The following is a 23,532-nucleotide window of genomic DNA, read 5'->3' as shown; positions in this document are numbered from 1 at the left end:
TCTCACATTCGCTATACAGTCAGGAGGACCATTAACGAATTGATGATTATTTTACCACCGTGGTACGCCTCCCTATCACGGGGAATAATCTCAAATTATGTGAATTGTAAAAATCATGGAGAAAAGCCGCTTCGCGAATGAATTAATGGAGAAAATATGAAGCTAAGGGACATTTTATTTCCACTGTTTCTTTTAAACAAAAAAGGCACCAGCGGTGCCTTTCAGGTATGAGTTAATCTTTATGACGCGTAAATCGTCGACGGACAACCACAAAGAAAACAGGTACAAAGAAGATGGCCAGCAGAGTTGCGGACAGCATTCCCCCCATTACACCCGTCCCGACGGCGTTTTGTGCGCCACTACCGGCACCGCTGCTAATCACCAGTGGCATAACGCCAAGAATAAAGGCCAGTGAGGTCATCAGGATAGGGCGAAGACGCATCCGCGAAGCCTCCAGCGTGGCTTCAATAATTCCTTTGCCCTCTTTATCCATCAGATCCTTTGCAAATTCAACAATCAGAATGGCGTTTTTAGCAGACAAACCAATCGTCGTGAGCAGACCTACCTGGAAATAGACATCATTGTTCAGTCCGCGCATTGATGCTGCGAGCAGCGCACCAATCACCCCCAGCGGCACAACCAGCATTACGGAGAACGGGATAGACCAGCTTTCATACAGGGCCGCCAGACATAAGAACACGACAATCAGCGAAATGGCGTATAGCGCAGGTGCCTGGTTACCGGAAAGTCGCTCCTGGTAAGACATCCCCGTCCAGTCATAACCGATGCCAGAAGGCAGTTTTGCTGCGAGGCTTTCCATCATGACCATGGCCTCACCGGTACTTTTACCGGGTGCGGACTCACCGAGGATTTCCATGGAAGGCATCCCGTTGTAGCGCTCCAGACGCGGTGAACCATATACCCAATGAGAGTTGCTAAAGGCTGAGAAGGGCACCATTTCACCGTTAGCGCTGCGTACATAAAGGCTATTAATATCCGTTGGCAGCATGCGGAAGCGAGCGTCGGCCTGTACGTAAACTTTTTTCACCCGGCCATGGTCGATAAAATCGTTTACGTAGGTGCCACCTAAGGCCGTTGAAATCGTCTGGTTTACATCAGAGAGGCTAATGCCCAGGGCTTGCGCTTTCTCCTGGTCGACATCCAGCTTGAACTGCGGGGTATCTTCCAGTCCGTTAGGACGCACACGTACCAGCAGGTCAGGATGCTCTTTTACCATGCCGAGGAGTTGATTACGCGCTTGCGTCAGCTGTGCATGTCCGAGGTTTGCCTGATCAATCAATTCAAAGTCGAAACCTGTTGCGGTGCCCAGTTCAATGATAGCAGGCAGGTTGAACGGGAAGACAAGGCCATCTTTGATCTGGCTGAAGGCTTTTGTCGCGCGGCTAACAATCGCCCCAACGCCATTTTCCTCACCCGGACGTTCTTCCCAGGGCTTCAGGCTCACGAATGCGATGCCGGAGTTTTGACCCTGCCCGCTAAAGCTAAACCCGTTAACGGTAAAGACTGATTCAACGTTCGCCTTCTCTTTTGTCAGGTAGTAATCCTGAACCTGGTCTAGCACCTGCTGGGTACGCATCTGAGTTGCACCGGCGGGTAGCTGGACCATGGTCATAAACACGCCCTGATCCTCTTCCGGCAGGAAGGATGTCGGCAAGCGCAGGAACAACACTGCCATGCCGCCAACGATGATCACATAAACCAGCAGATAACGTCCGGTCTTGCGTAAAATGCCGCTTACACTATTGCTGTAATGCTCCACGCTCTTGTCAAAAAGCGCGTTAAACCAGCCAAAGAACCCACCTTTTTTTTCGTGATGTTCATCGGAAACAGGTTTGAGCAATGTTGCGCACAGCGCGGGGGTTAAAATCAGTGCGACCAGCACGGATAGCGCCATTGCAGAGACGATGGTCAGCGAGAACTGACGATAGATCGCCCCCGTCGAACCACCAAAAAAGGCCATCGGAACAAAGACCGCCGACAGCACCATAGCAATGCCTACCAGTGCGCCCTGGATCTGTTCCATCGACTTCTGTGTCGCCTCTTTTGGCGGCAATTTGTCCTCTACCATGACGCGTTCGACGTTCTCGACGACCACGATGGCATCATCTACCAGTAGACCTATCGCCAGCACCATCCCAAACATCGTCAGAGTATTGATGGAGAAACCAAACGCCGCCAGTACGGCGAAAGTCCCCAGCAGGACGACGGGAACAGCGATTGTGGGGATGAGTGTTGCCCGCAGGTTTTGCAGGAACAGGTACATCACCAGGAATACGAGGATGATCGCTTCAAACAGTGTTTTCACCACTTCGTGAATCGAGATCTTAACGAATGGCGTGGTGTCGTACGGGTAAACAACTTTCAGCCCCTGAGGGAAGAATGGCTGCAGTTGCGCCAGCTTGCTCTTGATGGCCGCAGCGGTGTCCAGTGCGTTAGCACCGGTTGCCAGCTTGATCCCAAGACCGGTCGCTGCCTGGCCGTTGATTTTGGTGACCATGTTGTAGTTTTCGCCACCCAGCTCAATACGGGCCACATCTTTAAGATGAACCATAGAGCCGTCCTGGTTGACCTTCAGTGTGACGCGACCGAACTCTTCTGGTGATTTCAGGCGAGTTTGCGCAATGATGGACGCGTTAAGCTGCTGCCCAGGTATGGAAGGTGTCCCACCCAACTGGCCTGCCGCAATCTGGTCGTTCTGCGTTTTCAACTGGTTGATCACATCCAGCGGTGTAAGCTGGTATTTATTCATTGCGTTGCTGTCCAGCCAGATACGCATTGCGTACTGAGCACCAAACAGCTGCACATCACCTACTCCAGAAGTACGGCTAATCGCATCTTTAACGTTCGAGGCAACATAGTCAGAGATATCATCCTGGGTGAGGTTTTTGTTATCTGAGACAAAACCTGCAACCAGCAGGAAGCTGCTGCTGGATTTCTCAACGCCGATACCCTGCTGCTGTACTTCCTGCGGCAGTAGCGGCATTGCCAGCTGAAGTTTGTTCTGGACCTGAACCTGAGCGATATCAGGGTCAGTACCCGACTCGAAGGTCAGGGTGATAGTCACGTTCCCGGCAGAATCGCTGGTGGACGACATGTACATCAGGTTATCGATGCCGTTCATGTTCTGCTCGATAACCTGCGTGACAGTATCCTGAACCGTCTGCGCATCTGCGCCAGGGTAGGTCGCCGTTACGGCAACCGCAGGCGGTGCAATAGTCGGATATTGTGCAACAGGCAGTTTTAAAATAGCCAGCCCGCCCGCAATCATCAGAATGATGGCGAGAACCCAGGCGAAAACAGGCCGTTGAATAAAGAAGTTAGCCATGCTGTCGTCCCTTAACTGGCTGGTTTGGCGGCGGTTTCAGGCGTTGCCACGACGGTGACACCTGGGCGGACTTTTTGTAAGCCGCTGACAATGACACGATCGCCATTTTTCAGCCCTTCCGTGACCAGCCAGCGATCGCCAATAGCCTGTGGCGCAACAATTGTGCGTGATTCAACCTGGTTTTTATCGTTCACAACCAGTACGGTTGCTTCTCCACGCGGTGTACGGGTTACGCCCTGTTGAGGGACCAGAATGGCGTCCGGCTGCGTACCTTCATCTATGCGGGCACGCACAAACATGCCCGGCAGAAGCATATGTTGAGGGTTAGGGAAGATGGCGCGCAGCGTGATTGAGCCGGTGCTTTCGTCGACCGTTACATCGGAGAACTGCAGCGTGCCTTTCAGCGGGTAGGGCTGGCCATTTTCCATGACCAACTCGACGGTGCTGGTGCTGTCACCTTTTTGCAGACTCGTCTGTTTCAGACGCATAAAGTCGCTGCTGGATTGTGTGACATCAACATAGATTGGATCGAGCTGCTGTACGGTCGCCAGCGCGGTAGATTGCCCGTTCGTGACCAGTGCCCCCTCTGTGACGCTGGACTTGCCGATGCGCCCGTCAATTGGCGAAGTGACTTTGGTGTAAGCAAGATTAATACGCGCGCTTTCAACGCCAGCCTGTGCGGCAACGACGCTGGCATCAGCCTGCTGCGCAGTTGCGACCGCCTGATCGTACTCCTGCTTGCTGACATATTGTGTGCCAACCAGCGGGACATAACGTTTCACCGTCAAATGGGCGATATTTGCCGCGGCTTGCGCTTTTGCCAGCTCGCCTTTCGCGCTGTCATAGGCGGCCTGATAGGTTGCAGGATCAATTTGGTAGAGAGAGTCACCCGCTTTCACATCGCTACCTTCCGCGAAATTGCGACGCAGAATAATACCGCTCACCTGAGGACGAACCTCCGCGACGCGAAAAGCGTCTGTTCTGCCCGGCAACTCAGTCGTCACAGCCAATGGTGCGCTTTTAACAAGGTAAACGCTGACCTGAGGGGCTTGTGCATGCTGTTGCGTGTTTTCCTGCCCATCGCACCCGGCGAGTAGCGCAGCGCAGACAATAAAACCGGATAAGGGTAAGAGTCTGAAATGATTCGTCATTACTATTCCTTTAACTATCCATTAACCGATATTTACCGTGAATCGGTGAGAGGGTTAGGGGCAAAAAGTAAAAATGTAGCTGCGTATAGTAATGAGAGTATTTAATGTTTTTTAATTTATAAGTGCGGAGATAAGCCTGCTGACACAAAAATCAGAATCTGACCCAGTGCATTAAAGGATAAACTTCTGACAAGATAATCAGGTAAAAGCAATTTTATTAGCGCCATTCATATGTTCTGTGAATTTAATTGCATTGATATATTTGTTGTAATTATAAATTAAGAAGATTGACTTTTTTTGTGCAAAATTAAAAGTGATTTTAATGAATACTTTCATTGAAACCATCCGTTTTGTGTTTTCTTATAATGCAATAACCTTGTGAGCAACGAGTCGCAACCTATGGCGCGTAAGAAGAAAGAAGAGGCCCAAAAGACCCGACAGCAGCTGATCGAAGCAGCCATCGGGCAGTTTGCTACGCGCGGTGTGACTAACACGACGCTAACAGATATCGCCGATGCTGCGCATGTGACTCGCGGGGCGGTCTACTGGCACTTTTCCAGTAAATCAGAAATATTTAATGCCATCTGGGAACAGCAGTTACCGTTGCGTGAAATTATTCACGACCGGCTGTTACAGTCACAAAACGATGATCCTTTATTATTCCTTCGTGAGCAGTTTATCACTGCGTTGCAATATATTGCGCATGAACCACGTCAATGTGCGCTTTTGCAAATTCTGTATCATAAGTGTGAATTTAATGACGATATGATTTCAGAATGTGAAATTCGCAAGCGCATCGGATTTAACTATGAACACCTTCGAACAACGCTGGAGCTCTGTATTGCGAGAAACATCATCTCGCCACAGGTTAATATTGATCTGGCACTGATTGTCTTTCATGGTTTCTTTAGCGGAATAATTAAAAACTGGTTAATGAATAGCGACAGTTTCAATCTTTACCAGCAGGCTCCGGCACTGGTCGACAATATACTGGCGACACTGCATATTACGCGTATACCGCCGGTAGTGTACGACGCCGCTTCATGAAGGCATCCGGGGCAGTAACAACTTTCCATGCAGACAACGTTCCTCGACGGCTTGTACCGTCACGTAATTACCCAGCAAATAACCCTGCAGTGTATTAATCGCCACCGAAATTGCCCCCACGTCCGCCGCCAGCCAGATGCGGGCAGAGACACCCTGGCTCCCGGCGACGCGTACAGCCGCATTCAGTTAAGCAAACACGGTTGATGCGACGTTGGGCGGTTAATCAAGCTCTGAGCAATTCACTAATTTCAGCGGGTTCACGGAATTCATATTGCGACACTTATCGGTTTCGGTGCTCATGAGTTCAATCCACTGCATTAGCAGCGCATCGAACAGGAAAACAGAGACAGCAAAGACAACCAGCCACCAGTATTTACGAATCATGTGTCATTCCGGGAGAAGAGAACCTTCAGGTGGTGGAAATATACACGAAATGCAGCGGTTTAAAAGTGGGGAAAGAGAAGGTTTACAAAGCGTTGACGGTGGATAATGAGGGCGATAAAAAAGGCGCTTCCCCATGCCGAGTAGCGCCTTTTTAAACAAGCAATTTGCTGATGAGTATCAGTTCATGCCGTATTTTTTCAGTTTCTTACGCAGAGTACCACGGTTGATACCCATCATCAGGGCAGCGCGGGTTTGGTTACCGCGGGTGTATTGCATCACCATGTCCAACAGTGGCTGTTCAACTTCAGCCAGTACCAACTCATACAGGTCATTAACATCCTGACCATTCAGTTGAGCAAAATAGTTCTTCAGTGCCTGTTTAACCGAGTCACGCAGGGGTTTTTGAGTTACCTGATCCTGAGAGTTAACGGTAGAAACGGTCAGTACGTCAGAATTTACGCGTTGTTCGAACATAGTTCTGTCAGCTCTTTATTTCATTACGCAAAATTTTCGAAGTATGCCTCCAACGCCTCCAGCTGTTCGCTGGCATCCTCTATGGCGTTGAATGTGCGCCGAAACTGGTCATTTGGAGCGTGCTCCTGGAGATACCAGGAGACGTGTTTACGCGCAATTCGGTACCCTTTTGCCTGACCATAAAAGTCATGCAATTCCCGAACATGCGAACAAAGCAAGCGCTTGACCTCTGCCAGAGGCAGTGGAGCAAGCAGCTCCCCAGTGTCCAGATAATGCTGGATTTCCCGAAAGATCCAGGGTCTTCCCTGAGCTGCACGTCCTATCATCAGAGCATCAGCTCCCGTATAGTCGAGCACAGCTCTGGCTTTAAGCGGGTCAGTAATGTCGCCATTCGCGATAACCGGAATGGAAACTTTCTGCTTAACTGCCCGAATGCTGTCGTATTCAGCTTCACCATTAAACAAACAGGCGCGAGTGCGTCCGTGTATGGTCAGGGCCTGAATGCCACAGTCTTCAGCCAGTTGGGCAATCTCTACACAGTTACGGTGTTCCGGCGACCAACCCGTGCGAATCTTCAACGTAACAGGAACGTCCACTGCGCTGACAACCGCCGTCAGGATAGATTGCACCTGGTCGGGGTATTGCAGAAGGGCTGAACCTGCAAGTTTGCGATTCACCTTTTTGGCCGGGCAACCCATATTAATATCAATAATCTGGGCACCACTTTCCACGTTAATACGCGCGGCGTCTGCCATCTCTTCAGGCACGCTTCCGGCAATTTGCACGGTGCGAATACCTGGCTCATCAATGTGCACCATCCGAAGGCGGGACTTGTCGCTTTCCCATACCTGCGGGTTAGACGACATCATCTCGGAAACGGTTAACCCTGCTCCCATCTCGTAGCACAGCGTCCTGAACGGCCGGTCGGTAATACCTGCCATTGGGGCTGCGATCAGGCGATTTCTGAGCTGGTGGTGTCCGATGCGCATGAGTTAAGAAATGACCATACTGTGACTGCAAGGCGGCGTATATTACGCATTTTTTGCATGAGATGAAAGGCCAAACTTTGAACAATCCTCTGTTGTAGATCAAGGAATCGCCGCTCTGCCTTTTCAGTGAAAATTATTCATTAGTTAAATCATTAAGTTATGCTTTTGCGATTATTTTATGGGCGCTTACAATTTCCCGTAACTTCTCATCATTTCTGAAAAAATGAATCACTTGATCGGCATAATCTGCTGCTTTAAGCAGCAGATTAGCCCCCATCTTTGAAATCTGGCTCGCATTTCAGAACATGATCTCAGCGCAAAAATGCGCTTTATTCAACGACCAGACGACCGTGCAGCGACTGTACCGGACGGTTATTATCGTGGTGCATCGTATGGGTGAATTTTTCGAGTTGTTCTGCAGAGACGCTCATCGGCTCCTTAAGGACAATCCAGGTCACGCCTTCAGAACACGGTGGCGTGGTCAGGGAACCGCTAAAGCGCCAGAAGGTTTTTGTCTCCGGCAGTAGTTTATTCAGATCCAGATTTGGCGTGATAGTGACATTCTGATCAACCTTTCCAGGCATGACACCCCACAGCTTTTCCAGCTCAGAATTTGCCGCTCCTTTATCGAACATCACGGCGACAACCACCAGTTCCCCACTGGCATTTTTATGCACCAGGTGCATCTCCATCGCGAACTTTTTACCATGTACCGTATTTTCGCTCGGGGCATGGAAATGGAACTGCTGTAAGGTCCAGGTCTGGTTATCGAGGGTGATACTGTCGCGCGTATCCGCTTTTTCGCCTGCCTGGATGGTATGGCCGTTATTTGTCAGGGTAATCGGGCCATCGCTATAGTGTGTTTGCAGTGGCGTTAAATGGGCTTTAGCGGTCGAATCGATGTTAATCGGTGATTGATTCATTCCACTGAGACAGGTCTTGTATGCATCGTCCAGTTCGCTCCAGTGTTCAGGCGCGCCTTCGCCTTCGTAGCTCCAGTGTGATGCGTAAGCTGAAGCTGAAATCATGCTCAGTGCCAGCAGTGCTGCCTTGCCAATATAGTGATTCATAACATTCTTCCTGTGAATTTTATTATCCAAATCAATGATTATCATTATGATTTGAGGGGGTATTTTAGCGAAGAACGTCAGAGGGCGGGAGGAATATCAGAAAGGGAAAGGCGTGGTCAGATGACCACGCCAAATGCTTATTTTTTACGGCCGGTAATGCGGCACCACTCTTCTTTCTCAACCACGGGGTCGAGCGTAAAGAGATCGGCGTAGGCTTCACAAACGCTGTCAGCCTGGCTTGCCAGGATGCCAGAAAGACCGAGCAGACCGCCCTCAACGGGCAGCACGCTGATTAACGGTGCCAGCTCGCGTAATGGGCCTGCCAGAATGTTTGCGACCACCACATCGGCTTTCATCGCCTCTGGCTGTGCATCGGGCAGATACAGTTCCAGACGGTCGGATACGCCATTACGCTCGGCGTTATCGCGGCTGGCCTGAATCGCCTGCGGATCAATGTCGATCCCGATAGCTTTTGCTGCACCCAGTTTCAGTGCCGCGATGGCGAGAATACCGGAGCCGCAACCAAAGTCGATCACCGTCTTACCTTGCAGATCCAGACTATCCAGCCACTGCAGGCACAGTGAGGTGGTTGGATGTGTACCTGTACCAAACGCCAGACCCGGATCGAGCATCACGTTCACTGCGCTTTCATCGGGAACGTCGCGCCAGCTCGGGCAGATCCACAGACGTTTGCCGAACTGCATCGGGTGGAAGTTATCCATCCACTCGCGTTCCCAGTCTTTGTCTTCCAGCTGTTCGATTTTATGAACAAAACCCACGCCAAGCAGGGGATGGTTCTCAAGGATCGCGACAACGTCTTTCATGTCGGTTTCGGCATCGAACAGGCCGATAACGTCGGTATCACCCCACAGGCGCGTTTCGCCCGGCAGCGGCTCAAAGACCGGCGTGTCATGCGTGTCCTGGAAGGTGATCGAGACCGCACCGGCCTCCATCAACGCATCACTCAGCTCTTCGGCGTTAGCGCCGGTTGTGTTCAGTTTTAGTTGGATCCACGGCATGGCAAAACTCTTTATTTATCAGTAGAAATCACGGCGGGCTGCGGAACGGGCTGACCGAAACGGTTTCCCACCACAAACGCCAGTAAGCTAATCAGTAATGAAGGCACAATCGGATGGAAGCCCAGATACTGAATATTAAATGTTGCGAGAACGGCATACAGCACACCGCCAACAATCATGCCGCTTAACGCGCCTGCTGCATTAGCCCGCTCCCAGTAAAGACCCAATACCAGCGGCCACAGGAAGACGGCTTCCAGGCCGCCGAAGGCGAGCAGGTTCAGCCAGATGATCATCTCCGGTGGACGCCAGGCGGCTAACAGCAGCAATGCTCCTAACACCAGAGTAATGACGGCCGACATACGCTTCAGGCGTCGTTCATTCTCCACCTGCTCAGGACGCAGGTTCAGATAGAGATCTTTAATGATCGTAGCGGAACTTTGCAGTAGCTGAGCGTTGATTGTCGACATAATGGCGGCCATTGGCGCGGCGAGGAAAATCCCCGCGGCGAATGGCGGCAATACTTTTACCATAAGGGTAGGTATGACCAGATCCGGCACGGTGAGATCGGGGATCACCGCGCGCCCTAATGCGCCGGCAAGGTGCATGCCAAACATCAGGATCGCGACAACAATCGTGCCGATAATGATACCTCTGTGTACGGCTTTGCTGTCTTTATACGAGATACACCGCACGGCGGTATGCGGCAGGCCAATCACGCCAAAGCACACCAGTACCCAGAACGAGGTCATAAATGTCGGGGAAAGGATGTCATCCGCACCCTGCGGAGAGACCAGTTTCGGGTCGATGGCTTCGAGGGTTTCAACGGCATGACTCAGGCCACCCGCAGCGTGAACAATGCCCACCAGCAGAACAATCGTGCCGATGAGCATGACCATTCCCTGCATCGTATCGTTCAGCACGCTGGCCCGGAAGCCGCCAAACGCGGTATAGAGCGCGATACTCACGCCGAAGATGAGCAGCCCCGTTTCGTAAGGAATACCCGCCGCCGTTTCCAGCAGGCGTGCCCCGCCGATAAACTGCACCGTCATCGCACCCACAAAGGCCACCAGCAGACTCAGGCTCGCCAGCCACACCAGTAAGCGGCTCTGGTAGCGTGCAAACAGCATATCGTTCAGCGTCACGGCATTATAACGGCGAGCCAGGATGGCAAACTTTTTGCCCAGAACGCCCAGAGAGAGCCAGACGGCAGGAAGCTGGATCATGGCCAGCAGTACCCAGCCTAGCCCGTATTTATAGGCTGCGCCGGGACCGCCTATAAATGAGCTGGCGCTGATATAAGTGGCAGTGAGCGTCATGGCCAGCACGACGCCGCCCATCGAACGGCTACCGAGGAAATACTCATTCAGGAAGGTGCCGGTCGTCCTTTTACGCATGGCATAAACAGACAAACCAAACACGACCAGCAGGTAAGCGATAAGCGGCAGAATAACTTCAGGCTGCATCATCGTCCTCCAGTGGAATATCGCGGTAGATGAATTTCACCATCGCCCAGCACAGCAGGATAAATACCAGCGGCACCAGCAGGCAGGCCATTTCAAACCAGTGTGGCAGGCCGGTAATCCCGATGGTTGAATCAGGTAAGTAAGCAGTTACTAACCATGCGGCAAGATAGAAAAGGGTCAGCCACAGCGCCCAGCGCGCTTCTTTATGGGCCTGAACAAAACGCTTGTCCATTTGTTGTCCCTTGTGGATGAAGAAAGCGGGGATTGTACATGATGGGGCTTTACGATCCCCAGAAATAAAAAAGGCCGGATAATCCGGCCTTTTCGCATTAATGCTTTCTTACTTCTCGTTCAGACCGAGTTTTTTCTCCAGATAGTGGATGTTGGTTCCACCATTCTGGAAGTGCTCGTCGCTCATGATACGCATCTGCAGATCAACGTTGGTTTTGATACCGTCGATGATCAGCTCCTGCAGGGCATTTTTCATGCGGGCAATCGCCACGTCACGGTTTTCGCCGTAGCAGATAAGTTTACCGATCATTGAATCATAGTACGGCGGTACGGTGTAACCGGCGTAAATATGAGACTCCCAGCGCACACCAAAGCCGCCCGGCGCGTGGAAACGCGTGATTTTACCCGGACTTGGCAGGAAGGTATTCGGGTCTTCGGCGTTAATACGGCACTCTACCGCATGGCCTTTCACCACAACTTCTTCCTGTTTGATGGACAGTGGCTGACCGGCAGCGATACGCAGCTGTTCTTTGATCAGGTCAACGCCGGTGATCATTTCGGTAACCGGATGTTCAACCTGAATACGGGTGTTCATCTCAATGAAGTAGAACTCGCCGTTTTCGAACAGGAACTCGAAAGTACCCGCCCCGCGATAGCCGATATCGACACACGCTTTGGCGCAACGCTCGCCGATGTAGCGACGCAGTTCAGGCGTAATGCCCGGTGCTGGCGCTTCTTCGACCACTTTCTGGTGACGACGCTGCATGGAGCAGTCACGTTCAGCCAGATAAATCGCGTTACCCTGACCGTCAGCCAACACCTGAATTTCGATGTGGCGTGGGTTTTCCAGGTATTTTTCCATGTACACCATGTCATTGCTGAAAGCCGCTTTCGCTTCCGCTTTGGTCATGGAGATGGACTGCGCCAGTTCAGCATCGCTGCGCACAACGCGCATACCGCGACCGCCGCCGCCGCCAGACGCCTTGATGATCACCGGGTAGCCAATGCGTTTCGCATGAGCACGGTTAGCATCCATGTCGTCGGTCAGAGGGCCGTCGGAGCCGGGAACGGTTGGCACACCGGCTTTCTTCATCGCGGTGATAGCAGACACTTTGTCGCCCATCAGGCGGATGGTGTCAGCTTTCGGGCCGATGAAGATAAAGCCAGAGCGTTCAACCTGCTCGGCAAAGTTGGCGTTCTCAGAGAGGAAACCATAACCCGGATGAATAGCCACCGCGCCGGTGATTTCAGCGGCGCTGATGATAGCCGGGATGTTCAGATAGCTTTTTACGGACGGAGCCGGGCCAATACAGACCGTCTCATCCGCCAGCAATACGTGTTTTAAATCGCGATCCGCGCTTGAGTGCACAGCGACGGTCTTGATGCCCAGTTCTTTACAGGCACGAAGAATACGCAGTGCAATCTCGCCGCGGTTGGCGATGACAATTTTATCCAGCATGTTCGCCTCGTTACTCGATGACGACCAGCGGCTCGTCAAATTCTACCGGCTGACCACTTTCGACCAGAATCGCTTTCACAGTACCTGATTTGTCTGCTTCGATTTGGTTCATCATTTTCATGGCTTCAACGATGCACAGGGTATCGCCTACGTTGACTTTCTGACCCACTTCGATGAACGCTTTCGCGTCCGGGCTCGGGGTGCGGTAGAAAGTACCAACCATTGGGGAACGTACGATGTGACCACTGATTTCTGCAGCTGCTGCAGGTGCGGCTTCTGCTGCTGGCGCAACGGCTGCGGAAAGCGCAGGCTGCTGCACTGGCGCAGCATAGGCTTGCTGCATTACCGGGAAGCTAGCGGCTGGGGCTGCACGGCTGATGCGTACAGACTCTTCGCCTTCAGAAATTTCCAGTTCGGAGATGCCTGATTCTTCAACCAGCTCGATCAGTTTTTTAATCTTACGAATATCCATGAGTGGGTTCCGTACTCTTGTTTAGTGTGATTGTGACAAGCGTTTGACCGCTGTCTGTAAAGCGTATGAATAACCGTCTGCACCCAGACCACAGATCACGCCAGCGGCGATATCCGACAAATAGGAATGGTGGCGGAACGGCTCTCGGGCGTGCACGTTACTCAGGTGGATCTCGATAAACGGGATACTCACCGCAAGCAGTGCGTCGCGGATAGCAACACTGGTGTGCGTAAACGCGGCCGGATTGATCAGGATATAGTCCACATTGTCTTTAGCCTGATGAATACGGTCGATGAGTGCGTACTCCGCGTTAGACTGAAAATGGTCCAAATCCACATTGAGCGAAGCGGCTTCCGTACCCAGACGGTTAACAATTTCACTCAATGTCAGCGTGCCATACTTCTCTGGCTCACGGGTGCCGAGCATGTTCAGGTTCGGTCCGTTCAAAACTAAGATCTGGAATTTATCAGCCATTGTGCCGCTATCTCCTGCGATTCTCCGGTAAAAAACAAAATATACCTTCGATGCGCGATTGTCACCTTTTCAGAGGCCTGAAACCCCTGTCAGGAAAACCAAAGTCGCACATTATAACGATTTCGTAGCATTTGGCAGCTAAATACTGGTCTTATCAGGGAAGATTATCAACCGCTATCAGAAAAAGATTCACGGTTGATAAGTTTTCTGCGGGAAAACGCACAGTTTCGCGAACTATCGCAACCACTGGCGGAACTTCTTGTAACGCCATGCTAAAAGCGCCAATGCCAGCAGCGCATAGAGGATGGGCTGAGGGGATAAAATCTTCACCGACCACAGGTAATGAATGGGGGCGAGGATCGCGACAAGATAGACGAAATTGTGCAGCAATTGCCAGCGCCTGCCCAGTTTTCGCTGCGCATATTGGGTAGACGTTAGCGCCAGCGCCAGTAAAATCATCCAGCTCACAATACCCAGCGTCAGATACGGGCGCGTCACCAGCTCACTACCCAGCAGTGTCAGGTTGTTAATCCCAAGCTCAAGCAACGCATAGCTGGTGAGGTGAAGCGTCGCCCAGGCAAAACACCATAGCCCCAACAGCCGACGGGTGCGTATCAATAATGGCTGTTTAGCGTAGCGCGCGAGCGGGGAAACCAACAAGGTCGCCAGTAAAAATTTCAGAGCCATCCTACCCGTAAAGTGTTGAATATCTTTTGCCGGGTCGGCGCTAAACGCACCGTGACTGGCTGCCCAAAACAGCCAGATAAAAGGAAGCAAACCGGCTAAGTGAAGCAGCACTTTCAGCCAGGTTATCTGCTTTGCCGTTAAACGCACTCAGAAGTTCTCCCGTAAATTAAGCCCGCGATACAGCGACGCCACTTCATCCGCATAGCCATTAAACAGCAGCGTTGGCTGACGCTTAACATCCAGCGCGCCGCCAGAACCGATAAACCGTTCAGTGGCCTGTGACCAGCGGGGATGATCCACATGCGGATTCACATTGGCAAAAAAGCCGTATTCGTCTGGCGCGGCCAGATTCCAGGTGGTTGGCGGGCGTTCGCGGGTGAGCTTAATACTGACGATAGATTTGATCCCTTTGAAACCATATTTCCACGGCACGGTTAAACGGACAGGTGCACCGTTCTGCGGCGGCAGTGCTTTACCGTAAACACCCACGGTCAGCAGCGTAAGCGGATGCATCGCCTCATCGAGCCGTAATCCCTCGACATAAGGATACTCAAGCCCGCCGCCGATGAACCGGTCTTTCTGGCCAGGCATCTCGTCCGGGGCATAGCGCGTCTGGAAGGCGACATATTTCGCATTGCTGGTGGGCTCAACCATCGCCAGCAGTTTATGCAGCGGGAACCCGACCCAGGGCACCACCATCGACCAGGCTTCCACACAGCGCATGCGATAAATACGCTCTTCGAGCGGGAAACGGGTGGTGAGATCGTGGTGGTCCAGCGTCAGCGGCTTTGCCACTTCGCCATCGATTTTTAACGTCCACGGGTCGGTTTTCATGCTGCCCGCGTTGGCAGCAGGATCGGCCTTATCCAGACCAAATTCGTAGAAATTGTTATAGCCGGTAACTTTATCTTCCGGCGTCAGCGTCAGTTTATTTTGCCACTCAGCAGGCTTCGTAAAGGTGAGCGGGGCACCGGAGGGCGCTTTCGGGCGATCGTTGCCTTTAAACCAGTCAAGCAAATCAGCATGCGCTGCCGGGGAAAGCGTTAGCGCGGTCGCGCTGATACCCAGCATTTTCAGGATCTGGCGGCGCTGTAACATAAAGACAGATTCGGACGTAACGTCGGCTTCCGTCAGTTTTCGGGTTTTCATGGCTTCCTCCGTCATGCGTTTTTCTAAGCATGACGGAGGAGAAGGGTTAGCGCGAATATGTCACGAAAATTTGAAGTTTAGGCGATTTTCACCAGCGCGCGGCCCTGGAACTGATTGTCCATGATCTTGCTGGCATATTCCGGTGCCTGGCTCAGGGTAATCTCGGTTGCGCTCTGGTCATAGAACGACGCTGGAAGATCGCGTACCAGGCGCTCCCAGGCCTCTGCACGACGGGCTGCTGGCGTCATAACAGAATCCACCCCTTGCAGGCGCACGTTACGCAGAATAAATGGCATCACCGTGGTTGGCAGGGCGAATCCTCCCGCCAGACCGCAGGCTGCCACACAGCCGCCGTAATTCATCTGCGCCAGCACCTTCGCCAGCACTTTGTCACCCACGGTATCTACCGCGCCAGCCCAGACCTGTTTCTCCAGTGGACGGGTTTCGGCAAACTCGTCACGGCTCAGAATTCGGCTTGCACCGAGTTGGCGCAGATAGTCATGTGTACTTTCGCGGCCAGAAACGGCAGCAACCTGATAACCCAGCTTATGCAGCAGCGTCACTGCCGTGCTGCCGACGCCACCGCTGGCACCGGTCACGACAATCTCACCTGACTCAGGACGAATACCGGCATCTTCCAGTGCCATCACGCACAGCATGGCGGTAAAGCCTGCAGTACCGATGATCATTGCTTTACGGCCATCCAGACCCTTCGGCATCGGCACCAGCCAGTCGCCTTTCACGCGCGCCTGAGAGGCCAGACCGCCCCAGTGATTCTCACCCACGCCCCAGCCCGTAAGCAGCACCTGTTGCCCCGCGTGGAAACGGGGATCTTCGCTCGTATGTACGCGACCCGCGAAGTCGATTCCCGGCACCATGGGGAAATTTCGGATGATTTTACCTTTGCCCGTAATGGCCAGTGCATCCTTATAGTTAAGGCTGGACCAGTCAATGTCGACCGTAACGTCGCCTTCAGGCAGTCGGCTCTCCTCAATGGCTTGCACCGAGGCAAGCGTTTTGCCGTCCTGCTGTTCTAAGATCAAAGCCTGCATATCGGGTCCTCACTGCTCAGATGATTGGAAAATAATTTCTGAAGACTATACTCGCTCAATGAAACGCGATGCCGATTTAACGCAATAAATTGCCAGATACACCAGGTTTGGTAGTATGCCGCATCTGAAATGCAAGTTAGCGCTTACTTGCTACCCCATCAACCCACGGAGTAATCTCAAGGATGCGATTAACGACGAAATTCTCAGCTTTCATCACCTTGCTGACGGGGCTGACTATCTTTGTGACCCTGGTGGGCTGCTCCCTGAGCTTCTATAACGCCATTCAGGATAAGCTGGTCAATCGGGTAGAGTCTGTTGCATCGGTCATCGATACTCGCCTGATTACTACCTCATTCCCGGTGCTGTCACGTGAGCTTGATGAGCTGATGGTGCCAGTGGATATTGTCCGCATCGACATTCATCAGGGAAAAAGCACCGTTTTTAGCCATACCCGTCAGGGGAGCTATCGCCCGGCCGGGACGGTCAATCAGTACAAGGAAGTGACGATCCATTCGCTTAAACATCCAGGCATGGCTGTTCGCATCGTCTACCTGGACCCGATGGCCAATTACTTCCACTCGTTGTTGACCACCGCACCGCTGACCCTCTCCGTCGCCTTTATTGTGCTGCTGATTTTCCTCGCGGTACGTTGGCTGCGTCGCCAGCTCTCCGGCCAGGAACTTCTGGAAACCCGTTCAGTGCGGATACTGAACGGTGAACGTGGCCCGCAGGTGCGCGGTTCGGTATATGAATGGCCATCACGCACCAGCAGCGCGCTGGATGTGTTGCTCTCGGAAATTCAGTTTGCCAGCGATCAGCGTAGCCGTATGGACACGCTGATCCGTTCCTACGCCGCGCAGGATAACAAAACGGGGCTGAACAACCGTCTCTTCTTTGATAATCAACTGGCGACATTGCTGGATGACTCTGAGAAGGTCGGCACCCATGGTGTGGTGATGATGATTCGCCTGCCTGATTTTGACCTTCTGCGCGACACCTGGGGGCGACGCGTTGCGGAAGAGAATCTCTTTACGCTAATCAACCTGCTGTCGACCTTTATTATGCGCTATCCCGGCTCACTGCTGGCGCGTTATCACCGCAGCGACTACGCCGTGTTGCTTCCCCATCGCACTCTGAAAGAGTCCGAAAGTATTGCCAGCCAGTTGCTGAAAGCCGTCGATGCATTGCCACAAAGCAAAATGCTCGACAGGGACGACATGGTGCATATGGGGATCTGTGCCTGGCGCGGCGGGCAGTCGACAGAGCAGGTGATGGAGCATGCCGAAGCCGCGACCCGAAATGCCGTGCTGCAGGGAGCAAATGGCTGGGCGGTTTACGATGATTCGCTGCCGGAAAAAGGGCGCGGTAACGTGCGCTGGCGAACGTTGATTGAGCAAATGCTGAGTCGCGGCGGGCCGCGTATTTACCAAAAACCCGCGGTCATGAAAAATGGACATGTCCATCATCGGGAACTGCTGTGTCGTATTTTTGACGGTACGGAAGAGGTTATTTCTGCAGAATATCTGCCGATGGTGCTGCAATTTGGGCTTTCAGAAGAGTATGACCGCCAGCAAATTACCCGGCTGATCCCATTCTTATCGTTCTGGCCGGAAGAAAAACTGGCGTTACAGGTGACCGTTGAGTCATTGATTCGCCCGCGTTTTCAGCGCTGGTTACGTGATATTTTAATGCAATGCGAAAAATCGCAACGCAAACGCATTATTTTTGAACTTGCAGAGGCAGATGTTGGTCAACACATCAGCCGGTTACGTCCGGTGGTGCGTTTAATCAATGCGCTCGGGGCTCGTGTGGCGGTAACGCAGGCGGGGCTGACGCTGGTGAGCACCAGTTGGATCAAGGAGCTGGATGTGGAATTACTGAAGTTGCATCCAGGGCTGGTAAGGAATATTGAAAAACGCACGGAAAACCAGCTGCTGGTCCAGAGCCTGGTTGAAGCGTGTATGGGAACGCAAACGCAAGTATTTGCCACAGGCGTGCGCGCCAGAGGCGAATGGCAGATGTTGACAGAGCGTGGTGTGACGGGTGGTCAGGGGGATTTTTTTGCTGCCTCTCAGCCGCTTGACACCAATGTGAAAAAATATTTGCAAAGATACTCTGTTTGACCTGCCGTTTAATTTGTTTTCACGTAGAATATCGCGCCTGTAGCTTTGAGTATGACGAGCAAAAAGCCAGTGAACGACCTTTAACGGGTTACAAATGAAAGTGAGGACGCTACTGTTTACTCAGCCCTGAGGGATTCAGGGGATGAATTTGTAACAAAGGAAACGTACTGCACTAATTTTCACCGTCGCAGACGATTTTTGCGCCTTGTCGCTGCTGCGTGTGGTTGGTAAAGTAAGCGGATTTTGTTTTCCGCCCCAGCTTTCAGGATTATCCCTTAGTATGTTGAAAAAATTTCGTGGCATGTTTTCCAATGACCTGTCCATTGACCTGGGTACCGCGAATACCCTTATCTATGTAAAAGGACAAGGCATCGTATTGAATGAGCCTTCCGTTGTGGCCATTCGTCAGGATCGTGCTGGCTCGCCGAAAAGCGTGGCCGCAGTAGGTCATGACGCGAAGCAGATGCTGGGCCGTACCCCAGGCAACATCGCCGCGATCCGCCCAATGAAAGACGGCGTTATTGCTGACTTCTTCGTGACTGAAAAAATGCTTCAGCACTTCATCAAGCAGGTTCACAGCAACAGCTTCATGCGTCCAAGCCCGCGCGTTCTGGTGTGTGTGCCGGTTGGCGCAACCCAGGTTGAACGTCGCGCGATCCGTGAATCCGCGCAGGGTGCAGGTGCTCGTGAAGTGTTCCTGATTGAAGAGCCAATGGCGGCGGCAATCGGTGCGGGTCTGCCTGTGTCTGAAGCGACCGGTTCGATGGTGGTGGATATCGGTGGCGGTACTACTGAAGTGGCCGTTATCTCCCTGAACGGCGTGGTGTACTCCTCGTCCGTGCGTATTGGTGGTGACCGTTTCGACGAAGCCATCATTAACTACGTTCGTCGTAACTACGGTTCTCTGATCGGTGAAGCGACAGCAGAGCGTATCAAGCACGAAATCGGTTCTGCTTACCCAGGCGACGAAGTACGTGAAATCGAAGTGCGTGGCCGTAACCTGGCTGAAGGTGTTCCACGCGGCTTTACCCTGAACTCCAACGAAATTCTGGAAGCGCTGCAAGAGCCGCTGACCGGTATCGTGAGCGCGGTAATGGTAGCGCTGGAGCAGTGCCCACCAGAACTGGCATCCGATATCTCCGAGCGCGGTATGGTTCTGACCGGTGGTGGTGCGCTGCTGCGTAACCTCGACCGCCTGTTAATGGAAGAGACAGGTATTCCTGTCGTAGTTGCAGAAGATCCACTGACTTGCGTCGCCCGTGGTGGTGGCAAGGCGCTGGAAATGATCGACATGCACGGCGGCGACTTGTTTAGCGAAGAGTAGTCGGGTGTGAAAGGGTAGCAATTTGCTACCCTTTCTCTCTGACGCGAGAATACGCATAGCCTATGAAGCCAATTTTTAGCCGTGGCCCGTCGCTACAGTTTCGCCTTATCCTGGCGGTGCTGGTTGCGCTTGGGGTCATTATTGCCGATAGCCGCCTCGGTACGTTCAGCCAGATCAGAACGTACATGGATACCGCCGTCAGTCCTTTCTACTTTATATCAAATGGTCCCCGTGAACTGCTCGACTCCGTTTCACAAACTTTGTCCTCACGCGACCAGCTCGAACTCGAAAACCGCGCGTTACGTCAGGAACTGCTGCTGAAAAACAGCGAACTGCTGATGCTGGGACAATACAAGCAGGAAAACGCGCGTCTGCGTGAACTGCTTGGCTCGCCGCTGCGCCAGGATGAACAGAAAATGGTCACCCAGGTGATCTCCACCGTGAACGATCCGTACAGCGATCAGGTGGTGATCGACAAAGGCAGCGTCAACGGCGTGTATGAAGGTCAGCCTGTTATCAGTGATAAAGGCGTTGTGGGCCAGGTGGTGGCGGTTGCTAAGCTGACCAGCCGCGTACTGCTGATTTGTGATGCTACCCATGCGCTGCCGATTCAGGTCCTTCGTAACGATATTCGCGTCATTGCGGCCGGTAACGGCTGTACGGACGATCTCCAGCTCGAACACCTGCCCGCCAACACGGACATCCGTGTGGGTGATGTATTGGTAACCTCTGGTCTGGGTGGACGCTTCCCTGAAGGCTATCCGGTTGCGGTCGTCTCTTCTGTGAAACTTGATACTCAGCGTGCTTATACTGTCATTCAGGCGCGTCCAACGGCGGGTTTACAGCGTCTGCGCTACCTGCTGCTGCTGTGGGGTGCCGATCGTAACGGTTCAAACCCGATGACGCCGGAAGAGGTGCATCGCGTGGCGAATGAACGTCTGATGCAGATGATGCCGCAGGTTCTCCCGCCGCCGGATGCGATGGGGCCACCTGCGCCCGTACCGGCCCCTGCTACGGGCATAACGGATGCACCGCCACCGCCGCAACTCTCTTCGGGAGGGCAGTAGTGGCAAGTTATCGCAGCCAGGGACGCTGGGTTATCTGGCTCTCGTTTCTCATTGCACTGTTGCTGCAAATCATGCCCTGGCCGGACGACATCCTCGTTTTCCGGCCAAACTGGGTATTACTCATTTTGCTTTACTGGATACTTGCCCTGCCGCACCGGGTAAATGTCGGCACAGGTTTTGTGATGGGTGCCATACTGGATCTCATTAGTGGCTCTACGCTTGGCGTACGCGCGTTATCCATGAGCATTATTGCGTATCTCGTCGCACTTAAATTCCAGCTCTTTCGTAACCTCGCGCTCTGGCAACAGGCGCTGGTGGTGATGTTGTTGTCGCTTGCTGCGGATATCGTTGTTTTCTGGGCAGAGTTTTTAGTGATCAACGTCTCTTTCCGACCGGAAGTGTTCTGGAGTAGTGTAGTAAACGGTGTGCTCTGGCCATGGCTGTTCCTGCTGATGCGTAAAATTCGCCAGCAGTTTGCTGTGCAATAAAAGGTTTCTATGACGTCTGTATATCTTGCCTCCGGTTCACCGCGTCGTCAGGAGTTGCTCACGCAGTTGGGTGTCTCCTTCGAACGCATCGTTACGGGTATCGAAGAAAAACGCGCTGAGGGTGAAAGTGCCCGGCAGTACGTTTCCCGTCTGGCGCGTGAGAAAGCGCAGGCCGGTGTGGCACAGGTGCCGCGCGACTTACCGGTACTGGGGGCTGATACCATCGTAATTCTCAACGGTGAAGTGCTTGAGAAACCGCGTGACGCGGAACATGCGGCGAACATGCTGCGTAAAATGTCCGGCCAAACGCATCAGGTAATGACGGCGGTGGCGCTGGCGGATAGCCAGAACGTGCTGGATTGCCTGGTCGTTACGGACGTCACGTTCAGAGTGCTGACTAACGACGAGATCGCCGCGTATATTGCCAGCGGTGAACCGATGGATAAAGCAGGTGCATACGGTATTCAAGGGTTGGGTGGCTGTTTTGTCAGGAAGATTAATGGCAGCTATCACGCCGTGGTCGGCTTACCGCTGGTGGAAACGTATGAGTTGCTGAGTAATTTTAACTCACTGCGTGAGGGAAGGGATAATTATGACGGCTGAATTGTTGGTAAACGTAACGCCCTCGGAAACCCGTGTGGCCTACATTGATGGTGGCATTCTTCAGGAAATTCATATTGAGCGTGAAGCGCGGCGCGGAATCGTAGGCAATATCTACAAAGGTCGTGTCAGTCGTGTACTACCGGGTATGCAGGCGGCTTTTGTAGATATTGGGCTCGATAAGGCGGCATTTTTGCATGCCTCTGACATCATGCCGCACACCGAGTGCGTGGCAGGTGAGGAGCAAAAGCAGTTCGCCGTTCGCGATATCTCTGAGCTGGTGCGTCAGGGCCAGGATCTGATGGTGCAGGTGGTCAAAGACCCGCTGGGCACCAAAGGGGCTCGTCTGACGACCGACATTACGCTACCTTCCCGTTATCTGGTCTTTATGCCGGGGGCGTCACACGTGGGCGTCTCGCAGCGCATTGAGAGCGAAAGCGAGCGCGAGCGCCTGAAAAAGGTGGTGAGTGCCTACTGCGATGAACAGGGCGGATTTATCATTCGTACCGCCGCAGAAGGGATCAGCGAAGAGGATCTTGCGTCCGATGCCGCCTACCTGAAGCGCGTCTGGACCAAAGTGATGGAGCGTAAAAAACGCAACCAGACCCGCTATCAGCTGTACGGTGAGCTGGCACTGGCTCAGCGCGTACTGCGTGATTTTGCCGATGCGCAGCTTGACCGCATTCGCGTTGACTCCCGCCTGACGTATGAAGCGCTGCTGGAATTTACCGCCGAGTACATTCCTGAAATGCCCGGTTTGCTTGAGCACTACTCTGGCCGTCAGCCGATTTTCGATCTCTATGATGTCGAAAACGAGATCCAGCGCGCGCTGGAGCGCAAGGTTGAGCTGAAGTCTGGTGGCTATCTGATCATCGATCAGACCGAAGCGATGACCACCGTGGACATCAACACAGGGGCGTTTGTCGGCCATCGCAACCTGGATGACACCATCTTTAACACCAACATCGAAGCGACGCAGGCGATTGCGCGTCAGCTTCGTCTGCGCAATCTGGGCGGCATTATCATCATCGACTTTATCGATATGAATAATGAAGATCACCGCCGCCGCGTGCTGCACTCGCTGGAGCAGGCGCTGAGTAAAGATCGTGTGAAAACCAGTATCAACGGCTTCTCACAGCTGGGTCTGGTGGAAATGACCCGGAAACGGACCCGCGAAAGCGTGGAACATGTTCTGTGTAACGAGTGTCCTACTTGCCATGGACGCGGTACGGTAAAGACGGTAGAGACAGTCTGCTACGAAATCATGCGTGAAATCGTCCGTGTCCACCATGCCTACGACTCAGACCGTTTTCTGGTCTATGCTTCCCCTGCGGTGGCAGAGGCGCTGAAAGGTGAAGAGTCGCATGCGCTGGCGGAGGTGGAAATCTTTGTCGGCAAACAGGTAAAAGTACAAATTGAGCCGCTCTACAACCAGGAGCAATTTGACGTCGTCATGATGTAAG

At 52.8% G+C, this 23,532-nt stretch carries 22 protein-coding genes; 7 read left to right on the top strand and 15 right to left on the bottom strand.

Going from position 1 to position 23,532, the window contains the following annotated elements:
- Window positions 1–232: 232 nt before the first annotated feature.
- Both EoCCA6_RS09565 and EoCCA6_RS09560 read right to left on the bottom strand, forming a co-directional pair.
- A complete protein-coding gene (locus tag EoCCA6_RS09565) occupies window positions 233–3,346 on the bottom strand; it encodes an efflux RND transporter permease subunit (RefSeq protein ID WP_152082473.1) in 3,114 nt (1,037 codons plus the stop codon).
- An 11-nt stretch (window positions 3,347–3,357) separates the two neighbouring features.
- Entirely contained in the window at window positions 3,358–4,497 is a 1,140-nt protein-coding gene (locus EoCCA6_RS09560) for an efflux RND transporter periplasmic adaptor subunit (RefSeq protein ID WP_152082472.1), read from the bottom strand.
- Between the two features lie 399 nt (window positions 4,498–4,896).
- On the opposite strand from EoCCA6_RS09560, the gene envR reads away from it, so the two are divergent.
- Window positions 4,897–5,544, top strand: a complete 648-nt coding sequence (gene envR / locus EoCCA6_RS09555) for an acrEF/envCD operon transcriptional regulator (RefSeq protein ID WP_152082471.1) — start codon at window positions 4,897–4,899, stop codon at window positions 5,542–5,544.
- Between the two features lie 219 nt (window positions 5,545–5,763).
- Here envR and EoCCA6_RS09550 read toward each other — a convergent pair whose 3' ends face one another.
- The 13 genes from EoCCA6_RS09550 to acuI form a co-directional block, all read right to left on the bottom strand.
- Window positions 5,764–5,928: a DUF2556 family protein gene (locus tag EoCCA6_RS09550; RefSeq protein ID WP_063450987.1), complete on the bottom strand. Its 165-nt coding sequence runs from the start codon at window positions 5,926–5,928 to the stop codon at window positions 5,764–5,766.
- Between the two features lie 177 nt (window positions 5,929–6,105).
- Window positions 6,106–6,402 (bottom strand): DNA-binding transcriptional regulator Fis, encoded by a 297-nt coding sequence (gene fis / locus EoCCA6_RS09545; protein ID WP_000462905.1) that lies wholly within the window; start codon window positions 6,400–6,402, stop codon window positions 6,106–6,108.
- 23 nt (window positions 6,403–6,425) lie between these two features.
- The gene (gene dusB / locus EoCCA6_RS09540) at window positions 6,426–7,391 is read right to left on the bottom strand and encodes a tRNA dihydrouridine synthase DusB (RefSeq protein WP_152082470.1); all 966 of its coding nucleotides are present in this window, start codon (window positions 7,389–7,391) and stop codon (window positions 6,426–6,428) included.
- Between the two features lie 329 nt (window positions 7,392–7,720).
- Window positions 7,721–8,461, bottom strand: coding sequence for a carbonic anhydrase (locus EoCCA6_RS09535; RefSeq protein WP_152082469.1), 741 nt, complete (start codon window positions 8,459–8,461; stop codon window positions 7,721–7,723).
- Window positions 8,462–8,598: 137 nt separating this feature from the next.
- The gene (gene prmA / locus EoCCA6_RS09530) at window positions 8,599–9,480 is read right to left on the bottom strand and encodes a 50S ribosomal protein L11 methyltransferase (RefSeq protein WP_152082468.1); all 882 of its coding nucleotides are present in this window, start codon (window positions 9,478–9,480) and stop codon (window positions 8,599–8,601) included.
- Window positions 9,481–9,491: 11 nt separating this feature from the next.
- Entirely contained in the window at window positions 9,492–10,943 is a 1,452-nt protein-coding gene (gene panF / locus EoCCA6_RS09525; RefSeq protein ID WP_152084430.1) for a sodium/pantothenate symporter, read from the bottom strand.
- Window positions 10,933–11,175 (bottom strand): YhdT family protein, encoded by a 243-nt coding sequence (locus EoCCA6_RS09520; protein WP_152082467.1) that lies wholly within the window; start codon window positions 11,173–11,175, stop codon window positions 10,933–10,935. The genes panF and EoCCA6_RS09520 overlap by 11 nt, the downstream gene beginning before the upstream one ends.
- A 108-nt stretch (window positions 11,176–11,283) precedes the next feature.
- A complete protein-coding gene (gene accC, locus EoCCA6_RS09515; RefSeq protein WP_003860388.1) occupies window positions 11,284–12,633 on the bottom strand; it encodes an acetyl-CoA carboxylase biotin carboxylase subunit in 1,350 nt (449 codons plus the stop codon).
- A 10-nt stretch (window positions 12,634–12,643) separates the two neighbouring features.
- Window positions 12,644–13,105: an acetyl-CoA carboxylase biotin carboxyl carrier protein gene (accB, locus tag EoCCA6_RS09510; protein ID WP_010436174.1), complete on the bottom strand. Its 462-nt coding sequence runs from the start codon at window positions 13,103–13,105 to the stop codon at window positions 12,644–12,646.
- 21 nt (window positions 13,106–13,126) lie between these two features.
- Window positions 13,127–13,579 carry a type II 3-dehydroquinate dehydratase gene (gene aroQ, locus EoCCA6_RS09505; protein ID WP_025756653.1) on the bottom strand — a complete coding sequence of 151 codons (453 nt, stop codon included), beginning with the start codon at window positions 13,577–13,579 and terminating at the stop codon, window positions 13,127–13,129.
- Between the two features lie 234 nt (window positions 13,580–13,813).
- Complete coding sequence (gene msrQ / locus EoCCA6_RS09495; RefSeq protein WP_152082465.1) at window positions 13,814–14,413, bottom strand: protein-methionine-sulfoxide reductase heme-binding subunit MsrQ; 600 nt, start codon at window positions 14,411–14,413, stop codon at window positions 13,814–13,816.
- Window positions 14,414–15,415, bottom strand: coding sequence for a protein-methionine-sulfoxide reductase catalytic subunit MsrP (gene msrP, locus EoCCA6_RS09490; protein ID WP_152082464.1), 1,002 nt, complete (start codon window positions 15,413–15,415; stop codon window positions 14,414–14,416).
- A gap of 77 nt (window positions 15,416–15,492) precedes the next feature.
- Complete coding sequence (gene acuI / locus EoCCA6_RS09485; protein ID WP_152082463.1) at window positions 15,493–16,467, bottom strand: acrylyl-CoA reductase (NADPH); 975 nt, start codon at window positions 16,465–16,467, stop codon at window positions 15,493–15,495.
- Window positions 16,468–16,649: 182 nt separating this feature from the next.
- Between acuI and csrD the strand changes: the two genes are divergently transcribed.
- From csrD to rng, 6 genes are all read left to right on the top strand, one after another.
- Entirely contained in the window at window positions 16,650–18,590 is a 1,941-nt protein-coding gene (gene csrD, locus EoCCA6_RS09480) for an RNase E specificity factor CsrD (protein ID WP_152082462.1), read from the top strand.
- A 280-nt stretch (window positions 18,591–18,870) separates the two neighbouring features.
- Window positions 18,871–19,914: a rod shape-determining protein MreB gene (gene mreB, locus EoCCA6_RS09475; RefSeq protein ID WP_000913396.1), complete on the top strand. Its 1,044-nt coding sequence runs from the start codon at window positions 18,871–18,873 to the stop codon at window positions 19,912–19,914.
- Between the two features lie 62 nt (window positions 19,915–19,976).
- Window positions 19,977–20,981 (top strand): rod shape-determining protein MreC, encoded by a 1,005-nt coding sequence (mreC, locus tag EoCCA6_RS09470; RefSeq protein WP_152082461.1) that lies wholly within the window; start codon window positions 19,977–19,979, stop codon window positions 20,979–20,981.
- Entirely contained in the window at window positions 20,981–21,469 is a 489-nt protein-coding gene (gene mreD, locus EoCCA6_RS09465) for a rod shape-determining protein MreD (protein WP_010436160.1), read from the top strand. Before mreC ends, mreD begins: the two co-directional genes overlap by 1 nt.
- Before the next feature lie 9 nt (window positions 21,470–21,478).
- Window positions 21,479–22,072 (top strand): Maf family protein, encoded by a 594-nt coding sequence (locus EoCCA6_RS09460; RefSeq protein WP_152082460.1) that lies wholly within the window; start codon window positions 21,479–21,481, stop codon window positions 22,070–22,072.
- On the top strand, window positions 22,062–23,531 hold the full coding sequence (gene rng, locus EoCCA6_RS09455) for a ribonuclease G (RefSeq protein WP_112013115.1): 1,470 nt from the start codon (window positions 22,062–22,064) through the stop codon (window positions 23,529–23,531). Before EoCCA6_RS09460 ends, rng begins: the two co-directional genes overlap by 11 nt.
- The last annotated feature ends 1 nt before the right edge of the window (window position 23,532 follow it).

This window comes from Enterobacter oligotrophicus, from assembly GCF_009176645.1.
In the GTDB taxonomy this organism is placed as follows: Bacteria; Pseudomonadota; Gammaproteobacteria; order Enterobacterales; family Enterobacteriaceae; genus Enterobacter; species Enterobacter oligotrophicus.
The sequence above is the reverse complement of the archived record's forward strand: the minus strand, read 5'-3'. Positions and strand labels throughout refer to the sequence as shown.